At 70.0% G+C, this 26,667-nt stretch carries 27 protein-coding genes; 5 read left to right on the top strand and 22 right to left on the bottom strand.

Annotated elements, in window-relative coordinates; all coding sequences use genetic code 11:
- The first annotated feature begins 431 nt into the window (after positions 1-431).
- The gene (locus WMF29_RS29235) at positions 432-1,283 is read left to right on the top strand and encodes a helix-turn-helix domain-containing protein (protein WP_437323425.1); all 852 of its coding nucleotides are present in this window, start codon (positions 432-434) and stop codon (positions 1,281-1,283) included.
- A gap of 144 nt (positions 1,284-1,427) precedes the next feature.
- On the opposite strand, the gene WMF29_RS29230 is transcribed toward WMF29_RS29235, so the two are convergent.
- The 5 genes from WMF29_RS29230 to WMF29_RS29210 form a co-directional block, all read right to left on the bottom strand.
- Positions 1,428-1,859, bottom strand: a complete 432-nt coding sequence (locus tag WMF29_RS29230) for a hypothetical protein (RefSeq protein ID WP_437323424.1) — start codon at positions 1,857-1,859, stop codon at positions 1,428-1,430.
- Between the two features lie 465 nt (positions 1,860-2,324).
- Positions 2,325-2,672 carry a tetratricopeptide repeat protein gene (locus WMF29_RS29225; RefSeq protein ID WP_437323423.1) on the bottom strand — a complete coding sequence of 116 codons (348 nt, stop codon included), beginning with the start codon at positions 2,670-2,672 and terminating at the stop codon, positions 2,325-2,327.
- A 97-nt stretch (positions 2,673-2,769) separates the two neighbouring features.
- On the bottom strand, positions 2,770-5,223 hold the full coding sequence (locus WMF29_RS29220) for a helicase HerA-like domain-containing protein (protein ID WP_437323422.1): 2,454 nt from the start codon (positions 5,221-5,223) through the stop codon (positions 2,770-2,772).
- 5 nt (positions 5,224-5,228) lie between these two features.
- Positions 5,229-7,427: a hypothetical protein gene (locus tag WMF29_RS29215; protein WP_437323421.1), complete on the bottom strand. Its 2,199-nt coding sequence runs from the start codon at positions 7,425-7,427 to the stop codon at positions 5,229-5,231.
- A complete protein-coding gene (locus tag WMF29_RS29210; RefSeq protein ID WP_437323420.1) occupies positions 7,424-8,293 on the bottom strand; it encodes a hypothetical protein in 870 nt (289 codons plus the stop codon). Before WMF29_RS29210 ends, WMF29_RS29215 begins: the two co-directional genes overlap by 4 nt.
- 22 nt (positions 8,294-8,315) lie before the next feature.
- On the opposite strand from WMF29_RS29210, the gene WMF29_RS29205 reads away from it, so the two are divergent.
- A complete protein-coding gene (locus WMF29_RS29205) occupies positions 8,316-8,585 on the top strand; it encodes a hypothetical protein (protein ID WP_272094323.1) in 270 nt (89 codons plus the stop codon).
- 91 nt (positions 8,586-8,676) lie between these two features.
- Entirely contained in the window at positions 8,677-10,227 is a 1,551-nt protein-coding gene (locus tag WMF29_RS29200) for an outer membrane protein assembly factor BamB family protein (RefSeq protein WP_437323419.1), read from the top strand.
- Positions 10,228-10,300: 73 nt separating this feature from the next.
- Here the strand turns inward: WMF29_RS29200 and WMF29_RS29195 are convergent, their stop codons facing one another.
- The 8 genes from WMF29_RS29195 to WMF29_RS29160 form a co-directional block, all read right to left on the bottom strand.
- Complete coding sequence (locus tag WMF29_RS29195) at positions 10,301-11,389, bottom strand: HisA/HisF-related TIM barrel protein (protein ID WP_437323418.1); 1,089 nt, start codon at positions 11,387-11,389, stop codon at positions 10,301-10,303.
- Between the two features lie 230 nt (positions 11,390-11,619).
- Positions 11,620-11,964, bottom strand: a complete 345-nt coding sequence (locus WMF29_RS29190) for a hypothetical protein (protein ID WP_437323417.1) — start codon at positions 11,962-11,964, stop codon at positions 11,620-11,622.
- Between the two features lie 370 nt (positions 11,965-12,334).
- Positions 12,335-12,880, bottom strand: coding sequence for a tyrosine-protein phosphatase (locus WMF29_RS29185; RefSeq protein ID WP_437323416.1), 546 nt, complete (start codon positions 12,878-12,880; stop codon positions 12,335-12,337).
- A gap of 18 nt (positions 12,881-12,898) precedes the next feature.
- Positions 12,899-13,216: an exodeoxyribonuclease VII small subunit gene (gene xseB / locus WMF29_RS29180; RefSeq protein WP_437323415.1), complete on the bottom strand. Its 318-nt coding sequence runs from the start codon at positions 13,214-13,216 to the stop codon at positions 12,899-12,901.
- Positions 13,217-13,220: 4 nt separating this feature from the next.
- Positions 13,221-14,864 carry an exodeoxyribonuclease VII large subunit gene (gene xseA / locus WMF29_RS29175; RefSeq protein WP_437323414.1) on the bottom strand — a complete coding sequence of 548 codons (1,644 nt, stop codon included), beginning with the start codon at positions 14,862-14,864 and terminating at the stop codon, positions 13,221-13,223.
- 197 nt (positions 14,865-15,061) lie between these two features.
- Positions 15,062-15,685: a glutathione S-transferase family protein gene (locus WMF29_RS29170; RefSeq protein WP_437323413.1), complete on the bottom strand. Its 624-nt coding sequence runs from the start codon at positions 15,683-15,685 to the stop codon at positions 15,062-15,064.
- A 205-nt stretch (positions 15,686-15,890) separates the two neighbouring features.
- Positions 15,891-17,255, bottom strand: coding sequence for an MATE family efflux transporter (locus WMF29_RS29165; protein ID WP_437323412.1), 1,365 nt, complete (start codon positions 17,253-17,255; stop codon positions 15,891-15,893).
- Between the two features lie 6 nt (positions 17,256-17,261).
- Positions 17,262-18,239 (bottom strand): phosphotransferase family protein, encoded by a 978-nt coding sequence (locus WMF29_RS29160; protein WP_437323411.1) that lies wholly within the window; start codon positions 18,237-18,239, stop codon positions 17,262-17,264.
- Positions 18,240-18,426: 187 nt separating this feature from the next.
- Between WMF29_RS29160 and WMF29_RS29155 the strand changes: the two genes are divergently transcribed.
- Positions 18,427-19,173 carry an ATP-grasp domain-containing protein gene (locus tag WMF29_RS29155; RefSeq protein ID WP_437323410.1) on the top strand — a complete coding sequence of 249 codons (747 nt, stop codon included), beginning with the start codon at positions 18,427-18,429 and terminating at the stop codon, positions 19,171-19,173.
- A 99-nt stretch (positions 19,174-19,272) separates the two neighbouring features.
- On the opposite strand, the gene msrB is transcribed toward WMF29_RS29155, so the two are convergent.
- On the bottom strand, positions 19,273-19,671 hold the full coding sequence (msrB, locus tag WMF29_RS29150; RefSeq protein ID WP_437331179.1) for a peptide-methionine (R)-S-oxide reductase MsrB: 399 nt from the start codon (positions 19,669-19,671) through the stop codon (positions 19,273-19,275).
- A gap of 122 nt (positions 19,672-19,793) precedes the next feature.
- Between msrB and WMF29_RS29145 the strand changes: the two genes are divergently transcribed.
- Positions 19,794-21,059: a WD40 repeat domain-containing protein gene (locus WMF29_RS29145; protein WP_437323409.1), complete on the top strand. Its 1,266-nt coding sequence runs from the start codon at positions 19,794-19,796 to the stop codon at positions 21,057-21,059.
- Between the two features lie 41 nt (positions 21,060-21,100).
- Here the strand turns inward: WMF29_RS29145 and WMF29_RS29140 are convergent, their stop codons facing one another.
- The 8 genes from WMF29_RS29140 to WMF29_RS29105 form a co-directional block, all read right to left on the bottom strand.
- Entirely contained in the window at positions 21,101-21,730 is a 630-nt protein-coding gene (locus WMF29_RS29140; RefSeq protein WP_437323408.1) for an SGNH/GDSL hydrolase family protein, read from the bottom strand.
- A gap of 96 nt (positions 21,731-21,826) precedes the next feature.
- A complete protein-coding gene (locus WMF29_RS29135; RefSeq protein ID WP_437323407.1) occupies positions 21,827-22,234 on the bottom strand; it encodes a VOC family protein in 408 nt (135 codons plus the stop codon).
- Between the two features lie 168 nt (positions 22,235-22,402).
- On the bottom strand, positions 22,403-22,606 hold the full coding sequence (locus WMF29_RS29130) for a DUF6210 family protein (protein ID WP_437323406.1): 204 nt from the start codon (positions 22,604-22,606) through the stop codon (positions 22,403-22,405).
- 9 nt (positions 22,607-22,615) lie between these two features.
- On the bottom strand, positions 22,616-23,155 hold the full coding sequence (locus WMF29_RS29125; RefSeq protein ID WP_437323405.1) for a carboxymuconolactone decarboxylase family protein: 540 nt from the start codon (positions 23,153-23,155) through the stop codon (positions 22,616-22,618).
- Between the two features lie 75 nt (positions 23,156-23,230).
- Positions 23,231-23,695: a MarR family winged helix-turn-helix transcriptional regulator gene (locus tag WMF29_RS29120; RefSeq protein WP_437323404.1), complete on the bottom strand. Its 465-nt coding sequence runs from the start codon at positions 23,693-23,695 to the stop codon at positions 23,231-23,233.
- 107 nt (positions 23,696-23,802) lie between these two features.
- On the bottom strand, positions 23,803-25,125 hold the full coding sequence (locus WMF29_RS29115) for a hypothetical protein (protein ID WP_437323403.1): 1,323 nt from the start codon (positions 25,123-25,125) through the stop codon (positions 23,803-23,805).
- 62 nt (positions 25,126-25,187) lie between these two features.
- Entirely contained in the window at positions 25,188-25,637 is a 450-nt protein-coding gene (locus tag WMF29_RS29110) for a HEAT repeat domain-containing protein (protein ID WP_437323402.1), read from the bottom strand.
- 373 nt (positions 25,638-26,010) lie between these two features.
- Positions 26,011-26,406 (bottom strand): type II toxin-antitoxin system PemK/MazF family toxin, encoded by a 396-nt coding sequence (locus WMF29_RS29105; RefSeq protein ID WP_437331178.1) that lies wholly within the window; start codon positions 26,404-26,406, stop codon positions 26,011-26,013.
- Positions 26,407-26,667: the final 261 nt, after the last annotated feature.

The raw sequence follows: 26,667 nt of genomic DNA, 5'->3' as shown, positions 1-26,667 counted from the left end.
GGCACGATCCCGGTGTCGTGATCGCGCCGGTCGAGAGACGCGCGCCCATGCCGAGCGCGCAGCCATCATGTTCGATCTAGATCATGGTGAATTCGGGCGTCCGCGCGAGGTTGCGGCGCGCCGCGATAAGGACCCCCGGGTGACCTCGCAGGTATTCAGAAGAACGAAGGACTTCCTGGCTGTCAAGCGAGCTCAACCATTTCTTGTCCGTTCTACATGTGTGCATGTCGGGGCGCCCACGCACGCCGCGTTCTGCTCTTTTTGTGACGCCGCAGACGCCTCTGACGTCGCACCGACGGAGCCTCGAAAGCCTGGCCAGGCCGATCGAAGACCCCGCCATTCCCTGTCGTCGCGCCCGGAGCCATCTTCCGACGGCGCGCGCGGGGGATCCTTCGGGATCCTGCGCGGTCGGCGCGTGTTACCCTCCGACGATGGCCATGGAGTCGCAGCTTACAATTGACGCCCTCGAGAACGGCGTGATCCACGTGCGTGCCTGTCGCGCGCCGGAGATCCGCCCGATGCGGCGCGCTGCCGTGCACACCTATTCGGTCCTCGCCTTTCACCTCGGCGGCCGCGTGCGTGTCGAGCACCGTGGCGAGCTGGAGCTGACGGCGGGCCAGGTCCACCTCGTCCCTGCCGGTGATGCCCACCGGTGGCTCACGGCGAGCAAGGCGGATCTGCGCGGCGTGGCCTTCTGTCGCTCGTGCCTGCCCCAGGATCGCTTTCAGGAGCTGCTCGCCCCGCTCGATCGCGTCCGGCGCGGGGCTTTCCCGGTCGTCGAGCTGCCCACCAGCAGGCAGCCCCACGTGCTCGGCCTGCTCGAGGAGCTAGAGCGCGAGCTGTCGCGGTCCTCGGGCATGCTGCCCGTCGTGGCCGAGAGCCTCCTCGGGCTCCTGCTCGCCGAGATCGTGCGCGCCGCCCCGCGCGACGCCGCTCTGCCCGATGCCCCGTCGATCGTCGCCCAGGCGCTCGCCGTGATCGAGGCGCGCTGTCTGGGGCCGCTGACCCTCGGTGAGGTCGCCCGCGCGGTGCGCCGATCTCCCGCGTACGTCACGACCGCGGTGAAGCGGTCGACGGGGCGCTCCGTGGTGGCGTGGATCCTCGAAGGCCGCCTCGCCGAGGCGCGGCGTCGCCTGCGCGACACGGACGAGCTCGTCGAGATCATCGCCGAGCGGGTCGGCTATGCCGACGCCAGCCAGTTCAGCCGCCTCTTCCGCCGCCGCCACGGCGTGGCCCCGGCCGCGTGGCGCGCCCGCGAGCGCGCGCTGCCTCGCCCTGCGTGATTGTTCGCGAGGCCTGTCACGCCGAGCGCGATTTCCGGCCGGTTCGAGCGCCGGGAGCCCCGGGGCGCGGCGCGCTTCTGACGCGACCGTCCTCGATCGGCTTCACCTGGACCGACACGGCGTGCTGGCGCGCCGCGCGCGCCGTCACCCCGGGCCCCGCAGCGCTTCGACCAGCGCCTCGACCAGCGCGCGCACCGGGAGCGAGGGCGACCGCTCGCCGAGCAGCTCGAGCACATCCTCGTCGTCCTCGCCGCACGAGAGCTGTACGGCCGCGACCACGGCCCCATCCCGCTCGACCGCCAGGTCGAAGATCCCCTCCTCGTCGCTCACCGGCGCGCCGAGCAGCGCCGACAGCCGGCGGCCCAGGAGCTCTGCCAGCGGCTCGTCACCGTCGAGGTTCGCCTGGTCGGGCTCGATGGTGGCCTGGACCGCGCGCGTCGGCGCCCCGCTCACCTCGGCGCCCTCGCGATCGAGCCGGAAACGAAAGCCACGCGCCTCGAAGAACCCCGTCGTCACGCGCGCGATCAAGGCACGCCGCGGGCGCGCCGGCAAGCAGGGCGGGTGATCCACGCCCATTCAGGATGGCTGCAAGGCGATCCGGCTGCACGATCCAGCCGTCGACGGCGGCCAGGCGCGCGAGATGCTGCTCGCGCTCGTGTCGCGCGTGCTCGGCAACGGGCCCACGTCGCTGACCGCAAGCTCCGCGACGGCAGCGGATTGACCGCGCGCGATCGCGCTGCGACCCATGGCAGCCATCTGAACGAGCGCCTCGGCGACCGGGTTCAGGGAGCTGCTCGTCCCTGGCTGTCCACCACAGAGGCGAGCGATACGCGGGGCAACCTCACCAGACCGCCTTTCCTGTCCGCTTGAGCGACTGGAGGAAGCGCAGCCGATCGGCCTCGGGCGGCAGCGGATCCGAGCCCTGGGCCTCGACGATGAGGAAGCAGGGCGAGCAGCATCAGAGGAAACCGAGTCCTTCTTTCGAGCGCGCTCTTCATGCGAGCACCTCGTGTCGCGGGCCTTCCGGGGATGTCATGATCTCTAGACGTCCGGCTGATGCTCGAGGCCGAGCTCGGCCGCGAGCCGGTAGAAGTGCTCCGCCTCCTCTCGGTTGCCAAGCAGCTCATGGGAGCGGCCGAGGTTCACATACAACGAAGGGTAGAAGCTCTGGACACGTTCATCGTCGACCTTCCTTGCGCGAACGAGCGCCTCTCGATTCCACGACATCGCCTCCTCTGGCGTGTCCTGAAACCGTGCGACGTAGTGCGCCGCCACGCAGGCGTCGTAGTCGTCTTTGCAGACAGCCCACGCCTGACGGTAGAGCTCCCGGGCATCTTCTTTCCTGCCTTCGAACTCCGCCCGGGTGCCCTCCGCGCAGAGTCGAATCACGGGATTATCTAGGTCCATGCACCACCGTCGTGCCTACCTCGATCCCGGGGAGCGGCTTGCTGGTGAGGAGGCCTCGACCCCGCCCGCGCCCGGCGCGTCACCCGCCTGTGCCACGGAGCCCCGCCTCGGTGACGGCCCGCTCCACGCGGTCGGGCGACCACGCGCCGGCGTGGCGCGTGAAGAGCGTTCGCCCCTTGAACGCGCGGCCCGCGAGCTCCGCGGGCATGTCGGGCCAGCGCGCGACGAAGCTCCCCTTCGGCGCCCCCTTGCGCGCGGCGACCCACGGAGGGGCCCCGCCCTCGATGGTGAACCAGTCGATCACGCGCTCCACGTCCTGGGCCGCCTCGAGCCGCCCGATGAGCTTCGTGCTCGTGTTGCCGAACACGTTGTAATCCACGGATCGAGGGCTCTGGGTGCACAGCAAGCAGCCCACGCCGTACTTGCGGCCCTGGGTGAAGAGCCGGATCAGCGGCTGCTTGGCGGGCGGCTTGCTGCCGCCGGCAGGGATCCAGTCGCGCGCCTCGTCGATGTAGAAGAGGAGGTTCACGCCGCCGGAGGTCGCGTCCACGGTCGTGATCATCCAGCGGTACAGCTCCGTCGCGAGGGCGGCGAGGAAGAAGTGCTTCTCGTCGTCGTTGCTGAGCGCGTTCAGGTAAACGACGTTGAGCGGGACGCGCCCCGGCTTCGAGGGCCGGAGCAGCTCGGTGAAGTCGAGGCGCGTTCCCCCCGAGAAGAGCCTCGCGGACGGGCCCTGCACGAACGTGTTGAGCTTGCGCGCGAGCCGCTCGCGCTCGGACTTGCGGATCAAGCTGTCGACGTCGTCGATGCCCAGGTCCTCGGGCGCGGTGACGGCGGCGACGATGTCCCTCAGCCGGACCGGCGCCGCGCGCGGCAGGTGCCGCAGCACCTGGTAGAGGAACGTGCGCTGCGACTCCTCCTCGCCGCCGCACGCGCAGAGGCTGACGAGGTTGGCCGCCACCGCCACGAGCAAGCCCTCCTCCTCCTCGGCGCGGAGCGCGGGGTTCGCGATGTGCGAGAGCTCGCCCGCGCTCGGGAGCCGCAGGGGGTCGAGGCAGAGCCGCAGGCCGTGCGAGGACCCGGGCGTGAGGATGCGCGGCTCCATGCGCTCCCTCAGCTCCTCCCAGGCGCGGTGCAGCTCCGGCGGCACATCGGACGGCGGGCGCGCCTCCATCATCTGGACGAGATCGCCCTGGGGGTCGATCGCGACGACGGGGACACCGGCGCGCAGCGCCTCCTCCGCGATGACCTTGGCCATCCACGTCTTGCCGCTCCCCGCCGCGCCGACGACCGAGACGTGCGTCCGGAGCACCGCAGGGTCCACGCAGACGGGCGCGCCGCCGTCGTCGAAGCCGAGAAGCATGCCGGTGACGTTCGCGGCGCGGGCCTCCGGCGGCCTCGCGCTGGTACCGCCCGGCGGCGCCTCCGCGGGCGCCTTTCGCCCGCGGCCCCGCGCCGGCGCCGGCTTCGGGCGCTCGACGGCCGGCTTCACGACCGCCAGCGCCTCGTCGAGCTCGGGATCGTCCTCCACCATCGGCTCGTCCGCCGCCGGCTCGTCCGCCGCCGGCGCGCTGGCGGCGGCGCGCTCGCTCCCCTCAGGCGCTCCGCCGCCGCGCGTGGCCTCGAGCGCCGTCCAGCGCCTGTCCCACGCGCCCACGTCCTTGTGGCCGAGCTGCGCGACGCAGGCCCCGGAGCGCTCGTGCTTGCAGCCGCCGCAGTACGCGCGGTCGCCCGGCGGCGGGAGCCCGCCCGCGCCCACCGCGTGGTCGGACCAGGCCACCATGCTGGCGATGAGCTCGTAGACCTTGCCGCGCTTCGCCTCGATCTCCTCCCAGCGCGCCTCCCGGACGCTGCGCGTGGGGTGCAGGTAGAACACCGCCACGTCCGGCCGCGTGCCGTGCTGGTGGTGGTGCATCAGCGCGTACGTGAAGACCTGGAAGAGATCGCTGTTCGGGGAGGTCGCGGGCGTGAGCTTGTAGTCCACGATGCGGTGCTTCCCGAGCCGCGGATCGAAGTACACGTAGTCGATCGCCCCGGTGACGTGGACGTGGACGTCCTCCCCCACGTGGAACGTCACGTCGACCCGCTTGCGCGAGTCCCCGAAGAGCTGCGCCCGGAGCTCCGCCGCGGGCAGGCCCGCCGCCCTCGCGTGCGCCGCGAGCCGCGCGAGCTCCTCCATGTAGAGCTGCACCGCCGAGATGAAGCCCAGCCGCAGCGGCACGGGGCGCGCCGCGAGCGCGTCGAGGTTCAGGCAGGAGGCGTTGAACCAGCGCATCAGCGCCTGCTGGAGGCCCGGGGCGTCGCCGGCGGCCTCCAGCGCCGCCAGCACCTCGTCCGAGCTCGCCGCGGCGGCGTTGAAGCGCTCCACCGCGGTGTGGAACAGCGCGCCGCATCCGGGCGCCTCGCCGCCCTTGCGCCAGATGCGGCTCACGACCGTCCGCCCGTCCTGCCGCTCGGCCGTGGCGCGCGCGTCGAACCAGTGGAGCCTCGGGCACGTCGCCGCGACGCGGAGCTGGGTCACGTTGACGTGCACGAGCCTCACCTCTTGCCCCGCAGCTGGACGAAGAGGTCGTCGTCGGTCGCGGTCGCGTGGACGTGGCCCTCGTCGTGGAGCGCCTGCGCCGTCTTCTTGATGTGCGACCACACCTCCGGGAAGCGCTTCTCCTGCAGCTTCTTCCGGCTCGCGAAGATCTGCGCGAGCTCCTTCGCCATCAGGCCGAGGCGCCACGACAGCTCGGCCATGATGTGCTCCCGCGTCTGCTGCGGATCCCACGCCGGGGGCGGCGTCGAGTCCCCGCCGCCCTTCACGATCTCCTCGGTGAGCAGCTCGCGCAGCAGCGGGTGCGCGAGCAGGAGGCTCTGGCGCTCGAAGGACGCCAGCACCTCGGCCTCGGTCACCTTGCGGTACTGCCCGCGCGGGTGCTCGATCTCGAGGTCGTGGCTCCTCGCGGCGCCGAGCAGCCCCACGAGCGAGTCGAGCTCCGCGTGCCCGGCGAAGTCGAGGTGGAGGTGGAGGAAGCGCTGGCGGCCCAGCTTGCAGAGCGCGTCGTACGCGGCCTTGCCGGCGCCGCCGAGCCGCAGCGGCCGGCGCTCCTCGTCGGTGACCAGGATGCGCTTGTCCGTGTGCTTCGTGTCCTCGACCATGCGCTGGAGCGGCAGCCGCGCGCCGTGCCCGCTCGGCGCGCAGAGGAACGTCACGCCGGTGGTCACGATGACGCCGTCCGCGCGCTTCTCCTTCGCCACGAGGTGGTGCGCGGGGGCGGCCTTGCCGCGCTTCTTCGCGGTCGCGTGCTCGACGCTCAGGAGCGTCGAGGCGCCCTTTCCGGCGCACCTGGCGAGGAGGTGGTGCGTCAGGCTAGCGAGGTTGTCCTCGTCGGGCGGCAGCGACGCCTGCTGCAGCCGGCGGCGGGTCGTGCCCTCGACGAGCTTCTTCTTCACCTCGGCGTCGATGACGTCCTCCAGCTTCGGAGCCGGCGGCGGATTCGGCCCGATCTCCGGGCCGGGCCACTCCTTGAGCCAGCGCTTGCCGCCGACGGCCGCGAGCCGATCCTGCTGCGCCTCCCAGCGGTCGCGCGCCCAGAGGATCGCGTCCCGCGGCCGGAGCTCCTGCACGCCGTCGAGGCGCCGCTCGAGCCACGCGCTGCCGAGCGGGAAGAGCCGATCGCGCTTGCGCGCGGCCATGAGCTCCTCGATCTCCTTCTCCTCGAAGCCGGAGAGCGCGGCGTCGAGCCGCCCCTCGAGGATGGCGCGGGCCTCCTCCGGCGAGATCATGTGCAGCTCGAGGATCCGCTCGGCGATGCGGTCCCACGCGGCCGCCGGGATCACCTCGCCGGTGCGCAGGGAGAGCATCGACTGCTTCACGCCGGAGACGATCACGACGAGGTGCTTCGCGCGGTCGAGCAGCGCGTGCGCGTAGGACATCAGGGCGCGCACGGCGTCGGCGTCGAGGTTGTCGATCTGGTCGAGGCAGAGCACGAGCGGGAGCTCGGCGAGGGCGCACAGGTGCGAGAGGACGTGGAGGACGCGCTCCACCGCGGCGTCGTCCGCGAGGGCGAGGCCGTCCTCCCCGGCCGCCTGGTCGAGCAGGCGCGCCTCGTCGGGCCCGAGGGTCTCGCCGGAGAGCCACAGCACCGCCGCCTGGGCGCGCTTCTCGGCGCCGGCGTCGCCGAGGCTCGCGTGCGAGGTCCCGGTGAGGAACGCGTTGAGCACGGGGATGACCGCGTTCTGCGGGTCGATCTTGGCGCCGAGGCGGGCCAGCGCCTCCTTGCGCGCGTCGATCTCCCTGGGCCCCGTCATCATCTTGCGGCCCTTGAGCGCGCCCGTCCGGATGACGGCGCGGTTGAGGACCGTGTACAGGCGCGACTGTGTGTAGTCGCTGCCGCGGTGCCCCGCGAGATCGCTGACGGTCGCGCTGAGCACGTACCGGAGCATCCGCTCGGGCGAGGCGAGGATGTTGTGCAGGTAGACGACCGTCGCCTTGTCTTCCCCGGCCCACTGGAACAGCCGCGCGAGCAGGTGGCTCTTGCCGACGCCGGGCGCGCCGATGAGCAGCGCGCCGATGCTGATCGGCTCCTTCGCGGCGTCCTGCACGACGCGCACGAGCTTGGTGAAGGCGTTCTTGTGGATCGACTCGACCGTGGCCTCGCCGCCCCCGACGTCGGTGATGCGGTGGCTGCGGAACGGGTTGGTGCCCCGGACCGCCGCCAGGAAGCGCTCGAACGTCGGCTCCTCGCTCATGCGTCGTCCCTCCGCGCCACGTAGACGAACAGGTTCCCGGCCTCCATGATGCCGGCCTCGCGCTCGGCCTCGGCCATCTGGTGGTGGCGCCCGTCGGACGGGTCGAGCGAGTAGCGCCGCTGCCGCCGGAGCGCGCCGAGCTCCTCGTCGAACGTGGCGCGCGGGATGTCGGGCAGCGCGGTGCGCAGCGCGTGGAGGGTGACGTAGTTGAGGCGGCCGGACGCGCGGTCGAGCGAGGAGAAGGCGGCGTCGAAGCGATCGGCGAAGGAGACGGCCGGCACGCCGGGGCCGCTCTGGGCCGCGCTGCCGGCGCTGCTGGGGGCCGACGTGCCGGGGCCGTCGGCGGCCGTCGGGCGGGCAGCGCCGTCCGTCGCGATCGCGGCGGGCCGCGCCGGCGCGCCGGCGGCCGGGAGGACGGCGTCTGCGAGGAAGAAGAACAGCGGCTTCTTCCCGATCAAGGCGCCGATGGTGCGGGGGAGCCGGCGCTCGGCGAGGCGCTGAGCGAGCGCTGCCTTGAACGCGCCGCCCAGCGGAGACACCAGGCCCTTGGGGAGCTGCGCCAGGCCGACCGCGGGAGCGTCGGCCGTCCGCGCCGACTGGAGCTGCACCTCCAGGAGCCGATCGGACTGCGCGATCGCCTCCAGGTCCTCCGCGAGCAGCACCAGCGTGGCGCTGGGGGCTGGCTTCTTCTTGCCTCCAGCGGCGCGGGAGAGCAGCACGCGCCCCTTCGCCTCCTTGGTCGTCAGCGCCTTGCTCGTCACCGCGAGCGTGTCACCGGTCAGCTCCGTCAGCCGCTCGAGCGTCGGCGGGTACGACGCGCCGCCGAGCTGCTTCTGGGACTCCAGGACGCCGAGGAGCCTCGGCACCGGCGAGGGCGGCGGCTCCTTCTTGCGCGCCGCGCCCTTCTGCCTCGCGGGAGCCTTCGGCGCGGCGGCCTTCCGCGGCGCGGCGGCCTTCTTCGGCTCCTCGGCGCTGCTCTTCCTCGCTGCAGTGGTCTTCGTGGTCGTCGCCCGCGAGCGCGGACTCGATGCGCTGTTCCGGTTCGTGGCCCACCTCCCGAGTGGCCGAGATTACCCCGGTATCCAGCCATGGGAAGGGGCTCCGCGCCGCCGCGCCGCCTTTCTCTATCCGATTGACGCCCAGCTCGATTCCGCGTGACCTAGACTCGGGGCCTCGTGCTGCAGAGGCGACGGAACTGGCGCGTCGGGCTGCCGATCGCCGCTCACCTCGAGGCCCCGGGAGGAGCACCATGAAGCGTATCTTCTGGGTCCGGTCCGCGATCGGGGCCGCCGTCTGTCTTGTCTTGCTCACTGTCGTCCTGGGGAGCACGGCCATGGGCACGGGTGCCGGGCGCTGGACCGTCTATGGCTACGATCTCGCCAACACCCACTACGCGCGCGACGAGCACGATATCGGGCCATCGAACGTCGCATCGCTCGCCGTGAAGTGGGCCTTCACCACGACCGGCATCGTCCCCGCGACGCCGGCCGTCGACCACGGCGCGGTCTACTTTCCGGACGGGGGCGGCAAGCTGTACAAGCTCGACGCCAGGACCGGGCACCCGATCTGGACGCGCACGATCGCGAGCCTCACGGGCACGGCCGGCGCCGTCTCGCGCACGACCCCCGCGCTCCACGGCCACACGCTGTTCCTCAGCACCCTGGCCGGCGCGCACATGATCGCCGTGGACACGCGCACCGGGGCGCTCTTGTGGAAGAGGCAGCTCGACACGCACCCCGCGGCGATCCTCACGCAGTCTCCCGTCGTGCATGGCGGCCGCGTGTACGTGGGTGTCTCCTCGCGCGAGGAGCTCTTCGCGGCGGACAACGCATATCCGTGTTGCAGCTTCCGCGGCAGCGTTGTCGCGCTCGACGCGGGGACCGGGGCGGTGCTCTGGAAGCGCTACACGGTTCCGGCCGGCTACACCGGCGGCGCAGTCTGGGGCGGCGCGCCCGCGCTCGACCTCAAGCGCCGCACGCTGTACGTGACCACCGGCAACAACTACACCGTTCCGCCGTCCGTCTCCGCGTGCGTGGAGGCCGCCGGAGACGACACCGTCGCCGCCGAGGCCTGCCTTGCGCCGGACGACTATATCGACGCCGTCCTCGCGCTCGACCTCCGCACCGGCGCGCTGAAGTGGGCGCGGCGGCTCCAGGGCTTCGACGCCTGGACGGGAGCCTGCTACTTCGGCGGCAACTGGTGCCCCGATCCGGCGGGCCCGGATTACGACTTCGGCACGGGCGCCACGCTCTTCACGGCCGGCGAGGGGGCGGAGCGCCGCGATCTGGTCGGCGCCGGCCAGAAGAGCGGTATCTTCTGGGCGCTCGATCGGGACGACGGGAGCGTGGTGTGGAGCACGCTGGTCGGTCCCGGCGGGGAGCTGGGCGGCATCATGTGGGGAGTCGCCGTCGACGAGAGCAGGATTTACGTGCCGATCGGCAACAACGGCCAGGTCGAGTACACGCTGCAGCCCTCCGGGGAGGTCATCAACTGGGGTTCGTGGAGCGCGCTCGACGCCGCCACGGGCGACATCCTGTGGCAGACGCCCGATCCCACGCCGGGCGCGCAGACCAGGGGGCCGCTGACGGTCGCGAACGGCGTGGTCTACGGCGGCTCGATGAGCGGCGACTTCCACGCGCTCGACGCCGAGACGGGCGACGTCCTCTGGAGCCATCCGGCCGACGGCTCCGTCAACGCCGGGCCGGCGGTGACGCGCGGTATGGTGTTCTGGGGGAGCGGCTACGAGAGCTTCGGCATCGGCACGCCGGGCAACACGCTCTTCGCGTTCGACTTGCCGTAGCGCTGCCCGCCGCCGGACGGCGGACGCCGGAGCCCGGCCGTGCCGTTGTGCCAGGCGCGGGCGCCGGTGGCCGTCAGTCGGCCACGAAGCCTTTCCACCTCCGCAGGTACCCGGCGAACGTCTCCGAGACGCCGCGCTCGTACAGCTCGGCGCGCGTGAGCGGCGGTCTCCGCGGTTGCCAGGCGGGGTCGGCGATCCGCTGCGGCCAGTCGGGGTTGGTGATGGCGGCGCGCCCCAGCGCGACCGCGGTGGCGCCCTTGTCGAGGAGCGCCTCGGCCTCGGCGCGCGTCCAGACCCCGCCGGCGACCACGAGCGGCAGGCTCGCCCCAACCGCCTCGCGGAACAGCGGCAGCGGGTGCGTGTCGCCGCGCTTCTGCGAGCGCTTGCTCGAGTCCCACAGCGACAGGTGGAGGAAGTCGGCGCCGTCCTCGGCCAGCCAGCGCGCGAGCGTCAGGTTCTCGTCGAGGTCGAGCCCCTTGGCCTGGCCCCAGTCCTCGGGCGACAGGCGCACGCCGACCACGAAGGACGCGGGCACCGCGGCGCGGACCGCCCGAAGGGTCTCGCGCAGGAGGCGAGCCCGGTTCTCCCACGCGCCGCCCCAGCGATCCGTGCGCAGGTTCTGGGTGGCGGACAGGAACTGGCCGAGGAGGTAGCCGTGGGCGCCGTGCAGCTCCACGCCCGCGAAGCCGGCGGCGTGCGCCCGCGTCGCGGCGTCGCGGAAGCGGCCTACCACCGCGAGGATGTCCTGCTCGGTGGCGGCGCGAGGGACGGGGAGGTCCGGCTCGGCGACGGCGCTGGCGCTCCACGTCGGCAGGCCGGAGACCTGGGGATTGGCGCGGAGGCCGCCGTGAAAGAGCTGGACGAGGCCCAGCGCGCCCTGGGCGGCGATCTCGGTCGCGAGGCGGCGGAGGCCGGGCAGCAGCCGGTCGGCGAAGACGCCGAGCTCGCCCTTCCAGCCCTGGCCGTCCTCGGCCACGTGGGCGGCGCAGGTCTCGACGACGCCGAAGCCGCCTCGGGCGCGGTAGGAGAGCCAGCGCAGCTCGTCGTCGCCCAGAGAGCCATCGTCATGGCTTTGCCCGTTCGTGAGCGGGGCGAGCCAGACGCGGTTCCTGGCGGTGAGGCCGTTGGGGAACGAGAAAGGAGAGAGCAGCGGTGAGGTCACGGGGAGATGATTAGCACTCGCCGGGCCACGCGGGCTGCCTGCTGCGCGCGGGCGCGACCGCGCGCGCCCCGTGCTGCGCGCCGGGCAGGGATCCCGCATCCTGCTGCGGCCGCAGCAACGCGCGCCCGCCGATCCGGCCAGCGCCGCGTCCCGTCTGCTCGCCCTCTGCGTCCTGCTCCCCTTCCTCCCGCGTGAGAGGGAACCCGTAGGTGTTCGCCTGGACCGAGACCTCACGTGGATATGTGGCGACCTGGTGAGCATTTCCCCGAAAGGTTCACGTGGAAGTTGAAGCTCACGCTCGCGTTCAGAAAGACATTCAACTGGCAGGTGTTGCCCACGATCTTGCAGCCACGCATCTTCGGGTTCCAGCCGTGGGAATCAAATTGGTGGCCGTTGACCCACTCCTTGAGGCGCTCCGCGTCGTTGTTGTCAAGGCAATGCCCAGGGACGCCGCAATCGAAGCTGACGACGCCCCGCGATACATCTACCTGTACATCGCCAACGGTAAAGCTCTCTGCTTTGCTGTCGAGCCATTGATTGAAAGTGGCCTTGATTATCTCCTGAAACTCTTCCACTGTTAGTATGCTCATGGATTTTTCTGCGCTCCTTGGAGCGCCTCCTGGTTACGTCGAATGGATCCCTGCTGCGCATCTTCCGCTGCGCCACCGTGGCCGTGCGCGCCGGCCGTCGGCTCTATCGATGTTCAACTCTTCCGTCCGGCTCGTCGATCCCCTCCATATCGTCCACCATTTCGCTTTGCATGGGTGCTTCCTGGAGGCAAGCCGCCTCGGGAACGCTCGGTTAGTCACGGTGCTCGCGGCGCCTGCCTGGAAAATAGCGCTGAATCGAGCCGCTCCGTGAGCGCGAGGAGCCGCCCCGGGTGCTTGTCACCGCGGACGCCGCCAGACCCCAACCTGGGTCGGATCGTTCAGCGTCCGTGGGCTGTCACGTGCGCCAGGTGAGCGCTCCCCGCAGCCTTGCCCTGTCGACTTCGGCGGACGGCAGCCACTCCAGGATGCCCTCGATGGCCCGAGCGATGGCGATGCGGTCCGCGCCCTCGCTGAGCATGTACTCCTCCGCGACGACCTGCGGCGGCACGTCGATCCCGAGCAGGGCCGCCGCGATGACGACCCCGGTCCGGTCCCTCCCCGACGTGCAATGGACGTAGACGGGCCAGGGGAGGGCGGGGGCCGCGAGCGAGGAAAGAGCCTTTCCGATCCAGCTCCTCACCCGTCGCTGCCGCGTGTCGTAGTTCTCGATGTCGTCCTCCGCGGCGACGTGGATGACGTTGACTCCCGTGAGGTGACCAGGATCGGCGCCGCGCCGGAGGTTCAGTATCGTCCCGGGGAATCCGAGATCGCTCGCCGTCGTCATGACGTCGAATCGCCCGCCGCGGAGCAGGCGGCCGGCAGGGATCGGCGAGACGTCGAGCCAGAGCCCGAGCATCTCGCCGACATCCCGGTAGTTGGCGGGCCGGAACGTCGCGCTCATACGGATCGCCTTCGCCGCCTACTCGTCGTCTTCGTCGTCTTCGTCGTCTGCGTCCGTGGTCGTCGTTTCCGGTGCCTCGCGCTCGAGCTGCTCGGTGATGGTCTGCACCTGGATCTCGGCGGCATGGATCTTCTGGCGGCAGAGCGTCACCAGATCCGCGGCCTCCTTCACGAGCGCGGAGAGCGCGTCGATGTCGACCTGACCTTCCTCGATGTTCTGCAAGATCTCCTCGATGCGCGACGACGCCTCGCCATACGAGGCCTCTTTTGCGGCGCGCTGCGGGCTCGTCGTGTCCCCGTCGGACAGCTCCTTCGTCCCGCGCTTCGGCTTTGCCATGACCCTATGTCTCCTCCGATCCGTCCGAGCGAAGCCGCAGCACGCCCTGCTTCAGCTCGGCGATGAGCGTCGTCCCCTGGGGCGCGCGCGCCGCGTCGGTGAGCACCGCCCCTTCCGTCGTGCGCAGGATCGCATATCCCCGCTCCACGACGCGCCGCGGATCGAGGAGGCGCAGGCGCCGCTCGCGCGACTCGAGGCGCTCGGATTCGAGCGCGAGCCTCCGGGACGAGCGCGGCCCGAGGAGCGAGGCCATCTCGTCGACCCGATGCGACGCGGCGTCGAGATCGCGCCTCGCCCCCTGTCGAAGCTGGCGGACCGCCTCCTGGAGCTGGCCCGCCCGGCGCGCGATCAGCAGCGACGCGGAGCGCGGGACCCGGGCCGCCCGGCGGGTGAGATCCGACGAGGCCGACCGGAGGACCCGCCGGCCCTGATCGAGGATGCTCAGGAGCGACGACTCGACCTCATCCCTCGCGTCCGAGACCCGCTTGACGAGCATCGCGGCCGCGGCGGTCGGGGTCTTCTCGCGAAAGCCCACGAAGTCGAGCGCGGAGATGTCTCGCTCATGGCCGATGCCGACGACCACGGGGAGGGGGAACGTGGCGACGGCGCGGGCAATCGGCTCCGAGTCGAACCAGGCGAGGTCGGTGCGCGAGCCGCCGCCGCGGCAGATCAGCAGCACGTCGAGCTCCGCGGCGCGCGCCCGGAAGTAGTCGAGGGCGTTCAGGACCGACGGCTCCGTCTGCCGCCCCTGGACGCGCACCCCGTGCGCCACGACGCGGAACGCGAAGCCTGACTCCCTGAACGTGCCGAGCACGTCGTTGTAGGCGTCCGAGCCCAGGCTGGTCACGAGGCCGACGCGGAGGGGCAGGGCGGGGAAGGGCAGCGAGCGGTTCCGATCGAGCAGCCCTTCCTCGGCGAGCCGGCGGACGATCTCCTCTCTCCGCCGGGCGGCCTCGCCGAGCGTGTAGCCCACGTCGAGGTCCTCGATCAGGAACCGGTACGAGCCCCAGGGGACGTACAGCTCGACGCGCCCGCGCACGCGGATCTGGATCTCGTCCTCGATCTGGAACGGGTCGCCCGCCGCTGCGAGGCGCCGCTCGATCTCGGCGCGCGCGCTCTCGAAGAGGGTCGCCTTGACCTGGGCGATCTCCTTTCCGTTGGCGTCGCGCTCGACGAGCTCGAAGCCGACGATGCTCTTGTGGGCGGCCCGGTTGTACCCGCAGACCTCGCCCACCAGCCAGATCGAGGCTGGAAACGCCGCCTCGAGCGCGGCGCGGACCTGCCCGTTGAGCTTCGAGACGGTGAAGTCGGACGCGGCCACCGCTGGCCTCGGCCGAGCGTCCCCGTCGCGCGGCTCATCGGCTCGGGCCGGCTCCCCGGTGGGGATCGGCGTGACGCCCCCTTCGTCGAGGGCGAGGGCCCCGCCGCGTTCCCGGTAGAGGCGCTGCGTCACCTCGCAGAAGCCGAACCCTTCGGCGTGCAGCACCTCCACCACCGCGACCACGTGTGTCTCCGGGACGCGCCAGGTCTTCTGTTCGGGATTCCAGCGGCGGGACGGGAGCGACTTCACGACGTCCACCAGCCTGCGATCGAAGGCGAAGTGGATCTGGAGGGTCCCGGTCCCGTCGCTGCTGACGCGGCGGCTCATCGCGCCACTCTATCATCGCGGGCGGGCATCGCGGGTCGCGCACGGGCATCGCGGGGGATCTCCCGGCCGACCGGGCGTGCGGTGGCCGAGCGTGCGCTGCGTGGCGGCCGGGCGCGCGCCGCGCCAGGGCACGCGCCATGGCGACGACGAGCGGGCTCTCGGACTGGAGGACGAGAGCTCCTCCAGCCAGCCGCCCCTCACGCCTTGAGGCTGGCGAACGCCTGGGCGATGCGCGGGGCCGCGTGCGGACGGGCGTACATCCGATCCATGTAGGCCCGGAGCTGCGGAAAGCCTTCCAGGAGGTGGATCTCGTTGGCCCAGTCGAGGGTGTAGGCCATCACGAGATCGGCGACCGTCACGCTGTCGCCGACGACGAACTGCCGCTGCTCCATGTGCTTCTCCAGCACGTCGGCCATGGCCTTGAAGTCCTCGCAGGCGACGGGGATGTCGCCAGGCTGGCGTTTGTCCTCCGGATACAGAAACTTGTGACGCGCGATGCGCCACAGCGGCTGCTCCAGCTCGGTCGCCGCGAACAGCAGCCACTGGTTGACCTTGGCCCGCTCCCTGGGGTCTGCCGGGAGCAGGCCCTTCTCGGGGTACTTCTCGGCCAGGTAAAGCACGATGGCAACGGACTCGGTGAGCACGAGGTCGCCGTCGACGAGCACGGGGAGCTTGCCGGCAGGGTTGAGCTTGAGGAACTCGGGGCGGCGATTCTCGCCGGCCCGGAGGTTGACCTGAACGGTCTCGAAGTCCACGCCCAGCTCCTGGAGCGCCCAGCGCACACGGATCGAGCGGGTAGGAGCGAACTCATAGAGCTTCATCGATGCCTCCCTCCTCAGCCGCGCGCCGCGGCTGGTTCGTTGCTTCTGTTTACTTACGTCCGGACCTGCTGTGTTTTTGAATGAACGGTGTCGGCCAGCAGGTGAATGGCCGAGTGTATAGCCGCACCTTGCGACGAGTGTCAACGAACACATTCGCGGTGCGCAGACGGCCTCTGCGCCGCATTTCGGTGGCCTGGAGCCAGGCTCAGCCGGCGTCAGGCGCTCTTGCCATGCCATGCCCAGAACCAGCGTGGGCATTCTTCAGAAGAAGGAAGGAGACGATGCAAAGAATCAGCTCCGAGATCGCCTCGGAGGCCCAGATCCCGGTCAGGGAGAACAGGCGGGAGGCCACCAGCAGCACCGGCAGCTTGACCAGGAGGATGCCCCCGAGGGTGAGCAGCAGCGCCTCCCTGGCCCGGCCGACCGACTGGAACGAGGCCGCCGTGACCATGGCCACGCCGGTAAGCGGGTAGGAGAGCGCCAGCAGCCGCAACGCGGTCTGCCCTTCGGCGATGATCGCGCTCTCCTTCGAGAGCAGGGCGATCAGCCCTGCCGGCATCACCAGGCAGACGCCGCAGACGAGCGATCCATAGACGACCGCGGCGCCAAGGGAGAGCCGGATGGCCTCCCGTACCCGCTCGAGCTTCTTCTGGCCGAAGTTGTACCCCACCAGCGGCTGCATCCCCTGGACGATGCCGGTGAGCGGCGCGAGCAGCCCGGAGTAGAGCCGGCCCACGATCGCGAACACGCTCAGGGCGCTGTCGCCGCCGATCAGCCTGAGCAGGTTGTTGGTGACGACGGCGATCAGGCCGACGCTGGCGCTCTTGATGAGCGAGGGGGACCCGATCGTCACCACCTCGACGATGATGGGCCAGTCCGGCTTGAAATAAGACGCCTTGATGCGATAGGAGCGGTTCTTCCTGAAAAAGAAGAAGTGGACACCCATGCCGGCCGAGGTGGCCTGGCAACAGACCGTCGCCAGGGCGGCGCCCGAGACGCCCATCTGCAAGACGATGATGAAGAGCCAGCACAGGGCGATGTTGACGCAGATGGGGATGATCCACTGGGCGGTCGAGTACCTGGCGTTGCCGTCCGCCCTGACGATGGCCGAGTAGCCGGTGGCGGCGATGGCGCCGAGGAAGATGATCCGCCCGTACTCGATGGCATAGGGCGCGATGCTGTCGGTGGCCCCGAGCAGATGGACGATCGGCTCGATGAAGACCGAGCCCAGGACCGAGATGGTGATCGCCGCCGTCCAGAAGATCAGGAAGGTGTTTGCCACCGTCCGGGAGGCCTTCTCGATGTCCTGCTCGCCGAGCGCCCTGGAGACCACCGAGGCGCCGCCGGCTCCGACGGTCGTGGCGACGGCGCCGAGGGCGATCAGGACCGGCGAGATGATCGAGGCCGCGGCGGCGGCCAGCGAGTTGACGCCCACGGAGAGAAAGTAGATGTCCGTGAGGCTGTAGATGGCATAGACCAGCAGCGAGAGCGTGGTCTGGGAAGACATCTCCAGCAGCAGCTTCCCGACCCGCTCGGTCCCCAGACTTTCAACCCTGGAGCTCTCGCCCATGAGCGTTCAGTTCGCGCCCAGCCAGGCCATGTGTTCGCCCATCCACTGCCTGGAGAGGTCGAGGACGGAGTTGGTGTCGTAGTTGCGGTAATAACACTCCGTGTTCATGACGAGGGCGAGGTGCAGCGAGTAGAGGCGGCACCTTCGCTCTTCTTCGAGGGTGAAGGAGGTCTTGCCATAGCCGCGCATGCTGCTGGTGATGCCCTCGGCGGAGAGCAGCCGGAACTGGGATTCCATCAAGGGATCCGCCCAGAGCGCCCTCTCGAAGTCGATGATGCCGGTGACCCTGCCTTCCTTGACGAAGACATTGGGGTTCCAGACGTCCCAGTGGACCAGGCGCGGCGTGGCGACCTCCTCCAGCGCGGGGGCGTGCCTGAGGACGGCGGCGCGGATCTCGTCGTAGCCCTGGTCATACACAACGCCTTTCCGGGCGCCGTCTTCCAGCACCGACTCCATGATCTTGATGAACGCCTCTCTCCAGGTGCTCGCGCGCAGGTCCGGGTTCCCATCGTAACCAAAATAGGTGCCGGTGAAGCCGTTGATCTCCCGGACGATCTCGCCGATGTGCAGGTCGATGGACGCCTGCGTCTCGGGGGAGAGGCTCGACTTCACGTGCTCGAGGTTGTCCCCGGCGATCTTCTCCATGAAGAAGTAGTCCGAGTCGCACAGGTCGCGAGCGTCGTCGAAATGGTAGATCTGGGGCACCGGGATGGCCGGGTTTCGCCGGACCAGGCGCATGGCGGCGACCTCGGTGGTCATGATGTTCTTCTCATAGAACATGACCTCCGCATCTCTTGGCGGCGCGATCTTGAGGATGACCTCCCGGCCATCGGCGAGCCGGACGCTGTAAGCCGCATTGAACCAGCCGTCTTTCAGCTCCACCACGGCGTCTTCGCCGTCCGCGAGCGCCATGCCGCCGAACGCTCTGGCGACCATGGCGGCGATCTGCGGGCGTGACTTTGTGTTCTTGGTCTTGCTCTCCACGGTCTTCCTTCGTCGATTGGCGGCCCTTGTGATGAGCGAAATGGCGTCCATTGTGCTGGATCCTGGGAAGCTGTCAAGTCGCGGCCTGGAGTCGTGCCGGGGCCCGGAGCAGGAGGGGCAGGAGGGACCAGCGGCGCCCGCGTAGCCGGCGGGGGCTCACGCGGGTTATCGTGTTATCCTGCGCCCTATGCCGACATACGACGCCGAGGAGAGCTGGAGTCCCGGGGGCTCACCATGCGCGTCAATGCGCCCTGCGCTCGTCGCGTCTTCTGCGGTTCGTTCCTGGTCACGTCCGCCCTCGCGGCGGGCCATCTCATCGGCCAAGTCCGCCAACCCCGAGCTCTACTACGGCAGCAACCAGGTGGACATCGAGGCCACGGTCTTCGAGGTGGTCCGCCGCCTGCGTGTCGCTCTCGATGTCGGTGGCCTCGCCTTGCGCGAGCACCTCCACCTCGAGCGCATCGAGCTCGCCACCCTGCCCGGCGACCGCCACCCCATCCGGGTGCCCTTCGAAGTGCGGCTGACGGTGCTGGGTGGCCGTCTCCTCATGGCCAGCTACCACGGCCCCTTCGACGTTCTCATCGACGACGCGCGCCGGCTCCTCTCCGGTGAACTCACCGCCAGGAGCGAGGTGGTGCAGCGGGCGGCTCGCGCCCTTGCCCCAGCGCTCCTCACGGCTGATCTCCCTGCGAACTACGTGGCTGACGTGGCCTTCGCTCGAGACGGCCGGCCGGTGGTTCTTGAGCTCAACCCGCTCTATGCCGCGGGTTACAACGTGCCCTCCGCGCACGCCCTGCTTGTCGCTGCGCTCGGCGCCGACCTCGCGCACCGTGCCGGGTACCCAGCGTTGCCGTGGACCCAGATCCTCGACAGCGCTGCGACGCTCGCCGGCGAACGTGTCGAGCAGAGCCCGGCCGTATGGCTGCTCGGGTAGTGGCCGACCCCTCGCATCCTGTTCCGGCGTCGTCGGTGAGTGCCTCCAGCCTCACCCCGCCATGGCACGGCGTCGGCGCGATGTTTGCCGTCTCGCGAATCATTCGCTCTCGAACTCGAGGCAGGCGGAATTGATGCAGAAGCGCTCGCTCGTCGGCGCTGGCCCGTCGTCGAAGACGTGCCCCAGATGTCCATCACAGCGGGCGCATACGACCTCCACCCGATCGAGGCCATGCTTCCGATCGGCCCGGCGCTCAATCCGCTTCTCGTCGAGCACTGCGCTGAAGCTGGGCCATCCGGTCCCAGAGTCGAATTTCGTCTGCGACGAAAAGAGCTGGGTGCCGCAGCCGGCGCATCGATAGATGCCCGTACCGTGGTGGTTCCAGTACTGCCCCGTATGCGGACGTTCGGTGTTGCCGTAGCGGAGCATTCGGTAGCGGTGCGGCCCGAGCAGCAACAGCCACTCGGGTTCGGTCTTGGAGATCTTTCTGTCCGCCATCGCTCGATCCCGTCGTTGGGTCGTGACGTCGTGCGCGCTCGGCTCGGCGTCGGCGGCCCACATGAATTTTATGCTATTCGCTCGCACATTGCGAGCGCAACGACGAAGCACAGATCACGCTCGTGCGGGCGCTGCGGCGCGAGGAGTACCTGGCCGGCCGGCCGGCGCGCGCTGCGGTCTATCTCGACGCGGCGTACAAGGATCGGCCGGCCGAGCCCACGACGCGCTTCCTGCTGGCGCGCGCCCTGCCTGGGGCCCTCACGGGACGCGAGGTGGCCCACCTGGAGGGGCACACGGACAAGCTGTGGTCGGCGGCCTTCAGCCCCGATGGAGAGCGCGTCGCCACCGTCGGCCTCGACACGATTGCGCGCCTGTGGGACGCGAGGAGCGGCAAGGAGCTCGCACGCCTCGAGGGCCACACCAGGCGCCTGTATTCGGTGGCCTTCAGTCCCGACGGCGCGCGCGTCCTCACCGCGAGCGACGACGGGACCGCACGTCTCTGGGACGCGAAGAGCGGCAAGGAGCTCGCGCGCCTCGAGGGCCACGCCGATGGAGAGCGGACGGTGGCATCGTTCGGCCCCGACGGCACACGCGTCGTCACCGCGAGCTGGGACAAGACTGCGCGCATCTGGGACGCGCAGAGCGGCAAGGAGCTGGCGCGCCTCGAAGGGCACGCCGATCACGTGGAGGCGGCGGCGTTCAGCCCGGATGGCACACGGATCGTCACCGCGGGCTGGGACACGACCGCGCGCATCTGGGACGCGCAGAGCGGCAAGGAGCTGATACGCCTCCAGGGCCACGCTGGGCCGTTGTTCGCGGCGTCGTTCAGCCCCGATGGCACGCGCGTGCTCACCTCCGGCAAAGACGTGGCCAGCCGGCTGTGGGACGCGGCGAGCGGCAAAGAGGTGTCCCAGCTCAAGAGCGATAGCGAGATGATCTGGACATCGTCCTTCAGCCCCGACGGCAAGCGCGTCGTCACCGCTGGAGTGAGCGCCGCGGCGCAGATCTGGGACGCAGGGAGCGGCAAGGAGCTGGTCCGTCTGGAGGGCCATCAAGATCAGGTGTGGTCGGCCTCGTTCAGCCCGGATGGCGCGCGCATCGTCACGGCCAGCGATGACAGGACGGCGCGCATCTGGGACGCGCGGAGCGGCAGGGAGCTGGCGCGGCTCGAAGGTCACGGAGAGCGCGTCTCCTCGGCGTCGTTCAGCCCCGATGGCGAGCGCCTCGTGACCGCCGGCGATCAGACCGCGCGCATCTGGGATGTTCACCTCGAGGCTCGCCCTCACGAGGCGATCGGCCGTCTCGTGCGCTGCTACGTGCCGCTTCGCCTCGAAGGCGAGACCATCGTCCGCGCCGCGCCGAGCGCCTCCGACTGCCCGTCGCCCTGAGCATGAGGCGAGCGGACGAAGGTCCGCCCAGCGCCCTGCAGTCAGCCGGCGGTCACGGTCGTCGCTCGCTTCTGGACCGCGGCGGCGCCCAGGGCGCGGACGAGCGCCTGTGCGATCTTCAAGCCGCCGGCGCCCGACGGCTCGATGGCGTTCGCGAAGTCCCCCGCCTCCGAGCAAACAAGGCGGAGATCGACGACGTCGAGCGCGCGCGAGAAAGCTTGGCGAAGGATCACGTCGTTGAACATCATCAAGGCGATGCGAGCTCGCTCGGCCTCATCGGGAGCGAGGTTGCCGTTGTAGATCGTGCAGACCGTGGTCGGGCGACCGAGCGCGACGACGGCCTCGAGCGCCCACGAGTAGGACTGCTCAAACGCATCCACGCGTTCGCGGAACAGGTCGAGAGCCTCGGCCGTCGAGCGGACGGGCAGCCCGAGAATCTCAGCGTTGGAGAGCGCGTCGTTTCCGCCAAGCGAGAGGAGGACGTGGGTCGCGTCCTTCGGTATTCGATCGAGCTGGGGTCCGATATCGGAAGTGGTCGTACCGTCGACGGCACACAGGGTGACTCGCCAGGAGGGTAAGAGCGCGCGGAGGTGCGAGGCGACGTCGGGCTCGCCGTTGGTATACGAACCATTGTCGAAGATTGAATCGCCCAGGAGAACGACAGACGACATGATTCCCTCCCGTGAAATGAGGCGGAGCGGCTGGTTCGGTGGTCGGTCGGGTCGCCGGAACGACGAGAGCCCGGCGAGCTCGCATGGCCCGCACGGTCAATGTTCGTGCAGCACCGCCTCCAGCCGGTGGCCGTCGGGGTCGCGAACGAAGGACGCATAGTAGCCGGGTTCGTAGTTCTCGCGAATGCCGGGCGGCCCTTCATCGACACCGCCCTTGCTGAGGGCCTCCGCATGGAAGCGATCGACCGCCTCGCGGCTCGGGGCAACAAAGGCGAGGTGGAAGCCGCGACCAGGAGCCTTCGCGTCGGGACCGGTCGCGACGATGGCGAAGGGCGGCTCAGCTTCGTATCCCTCGGGCCCGTACCCCACGCTACGGGCGTTTTGCGAGAGCCGGACAAAACCGAGGGGCGCCAGACAGGCGTCGTAGAACTCCGCAGCACGCTCGAGGTTCTCGACACCGACCGAAACGTGATCGAATACGAAGACTCTGGCGTCCTTGGGCATGGGTACGAGGTACCTCTTGCGGTCGTCTGCGGCAAGCGAGAAGGCGCAGGAGGCGCTGTACGAACGCGCCGGAGAGACCGGTGCCGAGCAGGCAGCCGAAGACTGCCGAGGACACGATGCGCCTGGTGTTCACCGACGAGCAGCTCCGCCCGACGAGCGGGGCGCCGCTCAGCCGGAATTGGGCCAGGTGAGAATCCCAGGACGCGGGTACGGTCCGAACCCGGTGAAAGGACTCCAGTCCGGTTCGCCTTCTATCACAACGTGCACGCACGCTTCGTGCGAGTCCACGAGGCGTGCCCGGTCGGTCACGATGCCAGCAATGCGACACTCGCGCAGGATGCGATCAACGACGTCGCTCTCGGCCCCGTGCATCTGCGCGGCTCAGCGCAGCGCGTGGGTGCGGGTCATCCGGTTCGCGAACGTCGACAGCGTGTAGGTGCCGATACCGACGATCACCTCCAGGGCCTGCTCGGCGGTGAAGCCCGCGCGGAGGAAGGCGTCGAGATCGGCGTCCGGCACCTCTCCCCTCTCGCGCAGCGTCGCCTCGGTGAACGCCGCGAGCGCCTGGAGGCGCGCGTCGGGCGCAGGCCTTCGCTCGAACAGCGCCGCGGCGACCTCGGGGGAAGCCCCCGCACGGAGGAGCAGCCCGCGGTGCATCGTGCGGCAGAGATCACAGCCGTTCTCGCCGGCGACGACCATCACCACGACCTCGCGCTCGACCGGAGAGAGCGTGGCCCCCTCGAAGACCGAGAGGAGCTCGTCGAAGGCGCGCACCAGGAGCGGCGACGTCGCGAAACGCGCGGAGGGCAGCGGCAGGAAGCCGAACTTCCGCGAGGTCCGCTCCAGCGCGGGGCGGGCCGCCGCGGGCGCCGTGTCGAGCGTGTGCGCAGGAAAGTGAGGGGAAGCAGCGGTCTGGCTCATGCGGGTGTCTCCTGAATTGGTTGTCTATGCAATTAATTGATCGTGAAGAAGGCGGCTCGGAGGGCCGGGATCCTTTCAGCCCTCGGGCTCGATGTTCGCGAGGATGCGCTGCAGCGTGCGCCGGGTCGTGAGGAGATCCTCCTCCGGGATGCCGGCGCGCAGCGTGTCCACGAGGGCCATGGCCTCGCCCGACAGGGCCTTGCGCAGCGTTCGCCCGCGCGCGGTGAGGTAGACGAGCCGCGCGCGCCGATCCGTCGGGTCGAGCCGGCGCTCGACGAGCCCGTCGCGCTCCATGAGCGCGACGATCCGGCTCATCGTGGGCACGTCCCGGAAGGTGCGCTCGGCCAGGTGCGTCTGCGTGACGCCCTCCTGCTCCCACAGGCGGACGAGGACCATCCACTGCTCGGGCGTGATCTCGACGCCGTGCGCGCGGAAGCGCCGGTACATCGCGGCGCGGGAAGCGAGGTAGACGCGCGCCACCCAGTAGCTGAGCGCGTTGTCGAGGACGATCCCCCCTTCGGCCGTGAACTGGTCGCGCATGATGGCCCAGCATACCACGAAGGATTTGGTTGTCAATGCAACCAAATCGTGATGCGCCGCACGGCCCGAGCGATGCGAGCCGACCAGCCTCTCGAGCGACATGGCTCTCAGCGCGCCGCGAGCTGGGTCTCGAGCAGGTGCACCAGCGCGCCCCGCCGCTCGTACATCGACGCGTGCGACGGAAACGATCTCCCCGACTGGGCCAGAGGACGGAGCTCCGCGTAGAGGGCGTCCCTGGCGATCGGCTCGACCTGGAACGCCGAGCTCGTGGCCGGCAACAGGTAGCGCGGCACCGCGGCCGGCCCGGCATCCCTGGAGACGAGCAGATCGCGCATCACGTCGTCGCGGGTGATGAACTCCGCCCACGCGGCGGCCGCGGCATTGCAGGCTGGATCGCCGGAGCATCCCTTTCGCCGCACGAAGGCGTCGGTGAACAGGAGGGGCGTGGCGCTGGTCCCGAGCGGGATCGTCGATACACGCAGCCCCGCCACGGGCATGCCCTGAGCCTTCATGAGCGCGACGGTCCGATGCAGGCGCTCGCTGAATCCCCAGTACCCGATCGCGCTGCCCTTCACGAACTCATCGACCGGAGCATCCTGCGTCTCGTCGTACGTGCCGTCGATGCATGGGTTGTTGTCACCCTGCCGACAGAGCTCGGCAAGCTGCTTGAGCGCCGCTGTGCTGGCGGCCTCGAGGGGCGGCTTCAGGGCATTGCTCAGGGCCGCTGGATTCGTGGCATCGAGCCCGTTGTCGACACGTGCGTCCAGGTAGAGGGCGGGTAGATCCCAGCTGCTCACGAAGTTCCCGAGCAGGGGCTTCCCGCTCTCGCGCGCGGCCTTCACGAGGCCGACGATGCTGGAAGCGGCATCGAGCTTCTCGGATCTCGTGACCAGGAAGAACCCGCAGGTGAGGTGGGGGACACCCCACCAGACGGGCTTGCCGCTTCCATCGATCTCGATGCTGCCTGACCTGGCTGCGGCGAGGTAGTCGCGCTCCGGCACCGAAGGCCACGGCTCGAGGACGTCCGCGTCGATCAGATCTCCCAGAACCACAGTGTCGATCTCGACCAGATCGTAGCGACCGGACGCAAGCCATCCGGCGAGGCGCGTTGGATTGTGGTAGCTGTCATCGGACTTGACGAGGCGCAGGTCGAGATCGATCGCCGCATGCTCCGATTCGAACGCGTCCTCGATCATCGTTCGCAGGGACGCGAAGGCATCGCCGGCGGCATCTGGAATCCAGGGGACGAGGGCCACGCTGAGCTTCGTGCGGCCAGGCTTGCCGCCGGAATCGGCCGACGAGGCCGCCGGAGGCGCTGTGGGGGGCGGGCAAGGGATGTTGGCGGCGGAGGTCCCCGCCACGCCGCCGCAACCGGCAGCGGAGAGCGCGAGCACGGCGGTCCGCAGGCAGGCGCTCGGTCGTCGGAGCATGATCATGTCGTCCATGGACGGAGGCGCTGGCACGGCCTCGCGTGTGCGTGAAATGAAGCCGTTCAGGGGGCACCCTGGGTCGCACGAAGCTCCCGTACGAGTCGCTCGATCATGAATCTCGATTCGTGCCACGAGGTATCGCTCCGGCTGAGCGCGGAGATCCGGTCCAGGAGCTCGTTCATCTCGGGCAACAGCGCGGACGCATCCCGTCCAACGGTGGCGACCGCGCGCAGCCAGCTCTCGAGCCGATAGGCAGCAAGCCGAGCGTCGAGCCGTGGACGCGACGCCGCAAGGACCGGCGCCAGCGGATGTTCATCGCCGCTGCGCGCGAGCGCCTCCACCGCCAGCCAGCGCACCGTGAACAGCTCGTCGGAGAGCGCACGACGGAGCGCCGGCGCCTGCTCGGGACACGGCGCAGCGCGCGCGAGCACGCGGGCTGCGGCGAGCCGCACGACGGGCTCCTTGCTCGCGAGCGCGTCGGCGACCGTACCCAGAACCGGCCGGGCGACCACCCCGGCCTTCTCGAGGGCGGAGAGGGCGGCCCGCTGGACGTCTGGACTGGCCGCAGATACCCAGCGTGCCACGCACTTCACACCACGCTCGGTCGGGGCGACCGGCGGCAGCCGCCGTCCGAGCGGCACCCGACATGGAACCGGGCGGCCCCACGCCCCGGCGAGCGCGAGCAGGAACCGCTCAGCCTTCGTCTCTTCCCCGGAGAGCCGCTCGATCGCTGCATCGATTCGCGCCCGATCCCGGGCAAGCGTCTCTCTGAAGGCCACCTCCGGGTCGCCGTGGTGAGGCATTCATCCTCCTCCCCAGGAGCCGGGCTCGCCCAACGTCGCTGCCTCGGTGACGTCGACCTGCCCCACGAGGCGCACCTGCTCGCTACCGCCTGAAGAACGACGCCTGCTGGAAGCGCAGGCCGGCCAGGATCTGATCCACCCGTGCGTCGGACAGCGACCCGATCCGCTCGCCAAGGCGGGCCTTCTCGACCGAGGAGATCTGCGACACGACCACGACGCTCTGCCTGGGGAGGTTCCCTTCGCCCACATCGAGCAGGACATTCCCAGGCTCGTTCGCCCGGTGCAAGTTCGACGTCAGCGCGCACACGACCACGGTCGTGATGCGCGAGTGGTTGAAGACGTCGTCCTGGACCACCACATGGGGATGGGAGTAGCTCGGGACAGGCCCCCGCGAGTCGTCGGGCCCTATCCAGAACACATCGCCGCGATCGATCCGCGCCGAGCGCGTGCCAGTCGGTTCTCCTGCGCCCTCGTCCATCTTCATGTGCCTCGCGCGTCGGCAGGAAGGATGGTCCGTGGCGCACCTCGGCGCAACCCGCTCGCGCGGCACGATCTTCCCGGCCCACCACGGGATCTGCCGAGGTGGCACAGGCACATCGACCGCGCCGATCCATCGGTTTCGGCGTCACCGGGCCCTCCCCGCCCACCCGTGAGCTCCGCTGAAGGCTCATCTTGGCACAATCTGCTCCAGGCTTGCCGGGTGTGCGCGTCTCCCCAGGACAAACAGGCGAGTTTTCGG

This window comes from Sorangium sp. So ce381 (genome assembly GCF_051473845.1).
Classification (GTDB): domain Bacteria; phylum Myxococcota_A; class Polyangia; order Polyangiales; family Polyangiaceae; genus Sorangium; species Sorangium atrum.
This window is presented reverse-complemented; position numbering and strand designations above follow the sequence as displayed.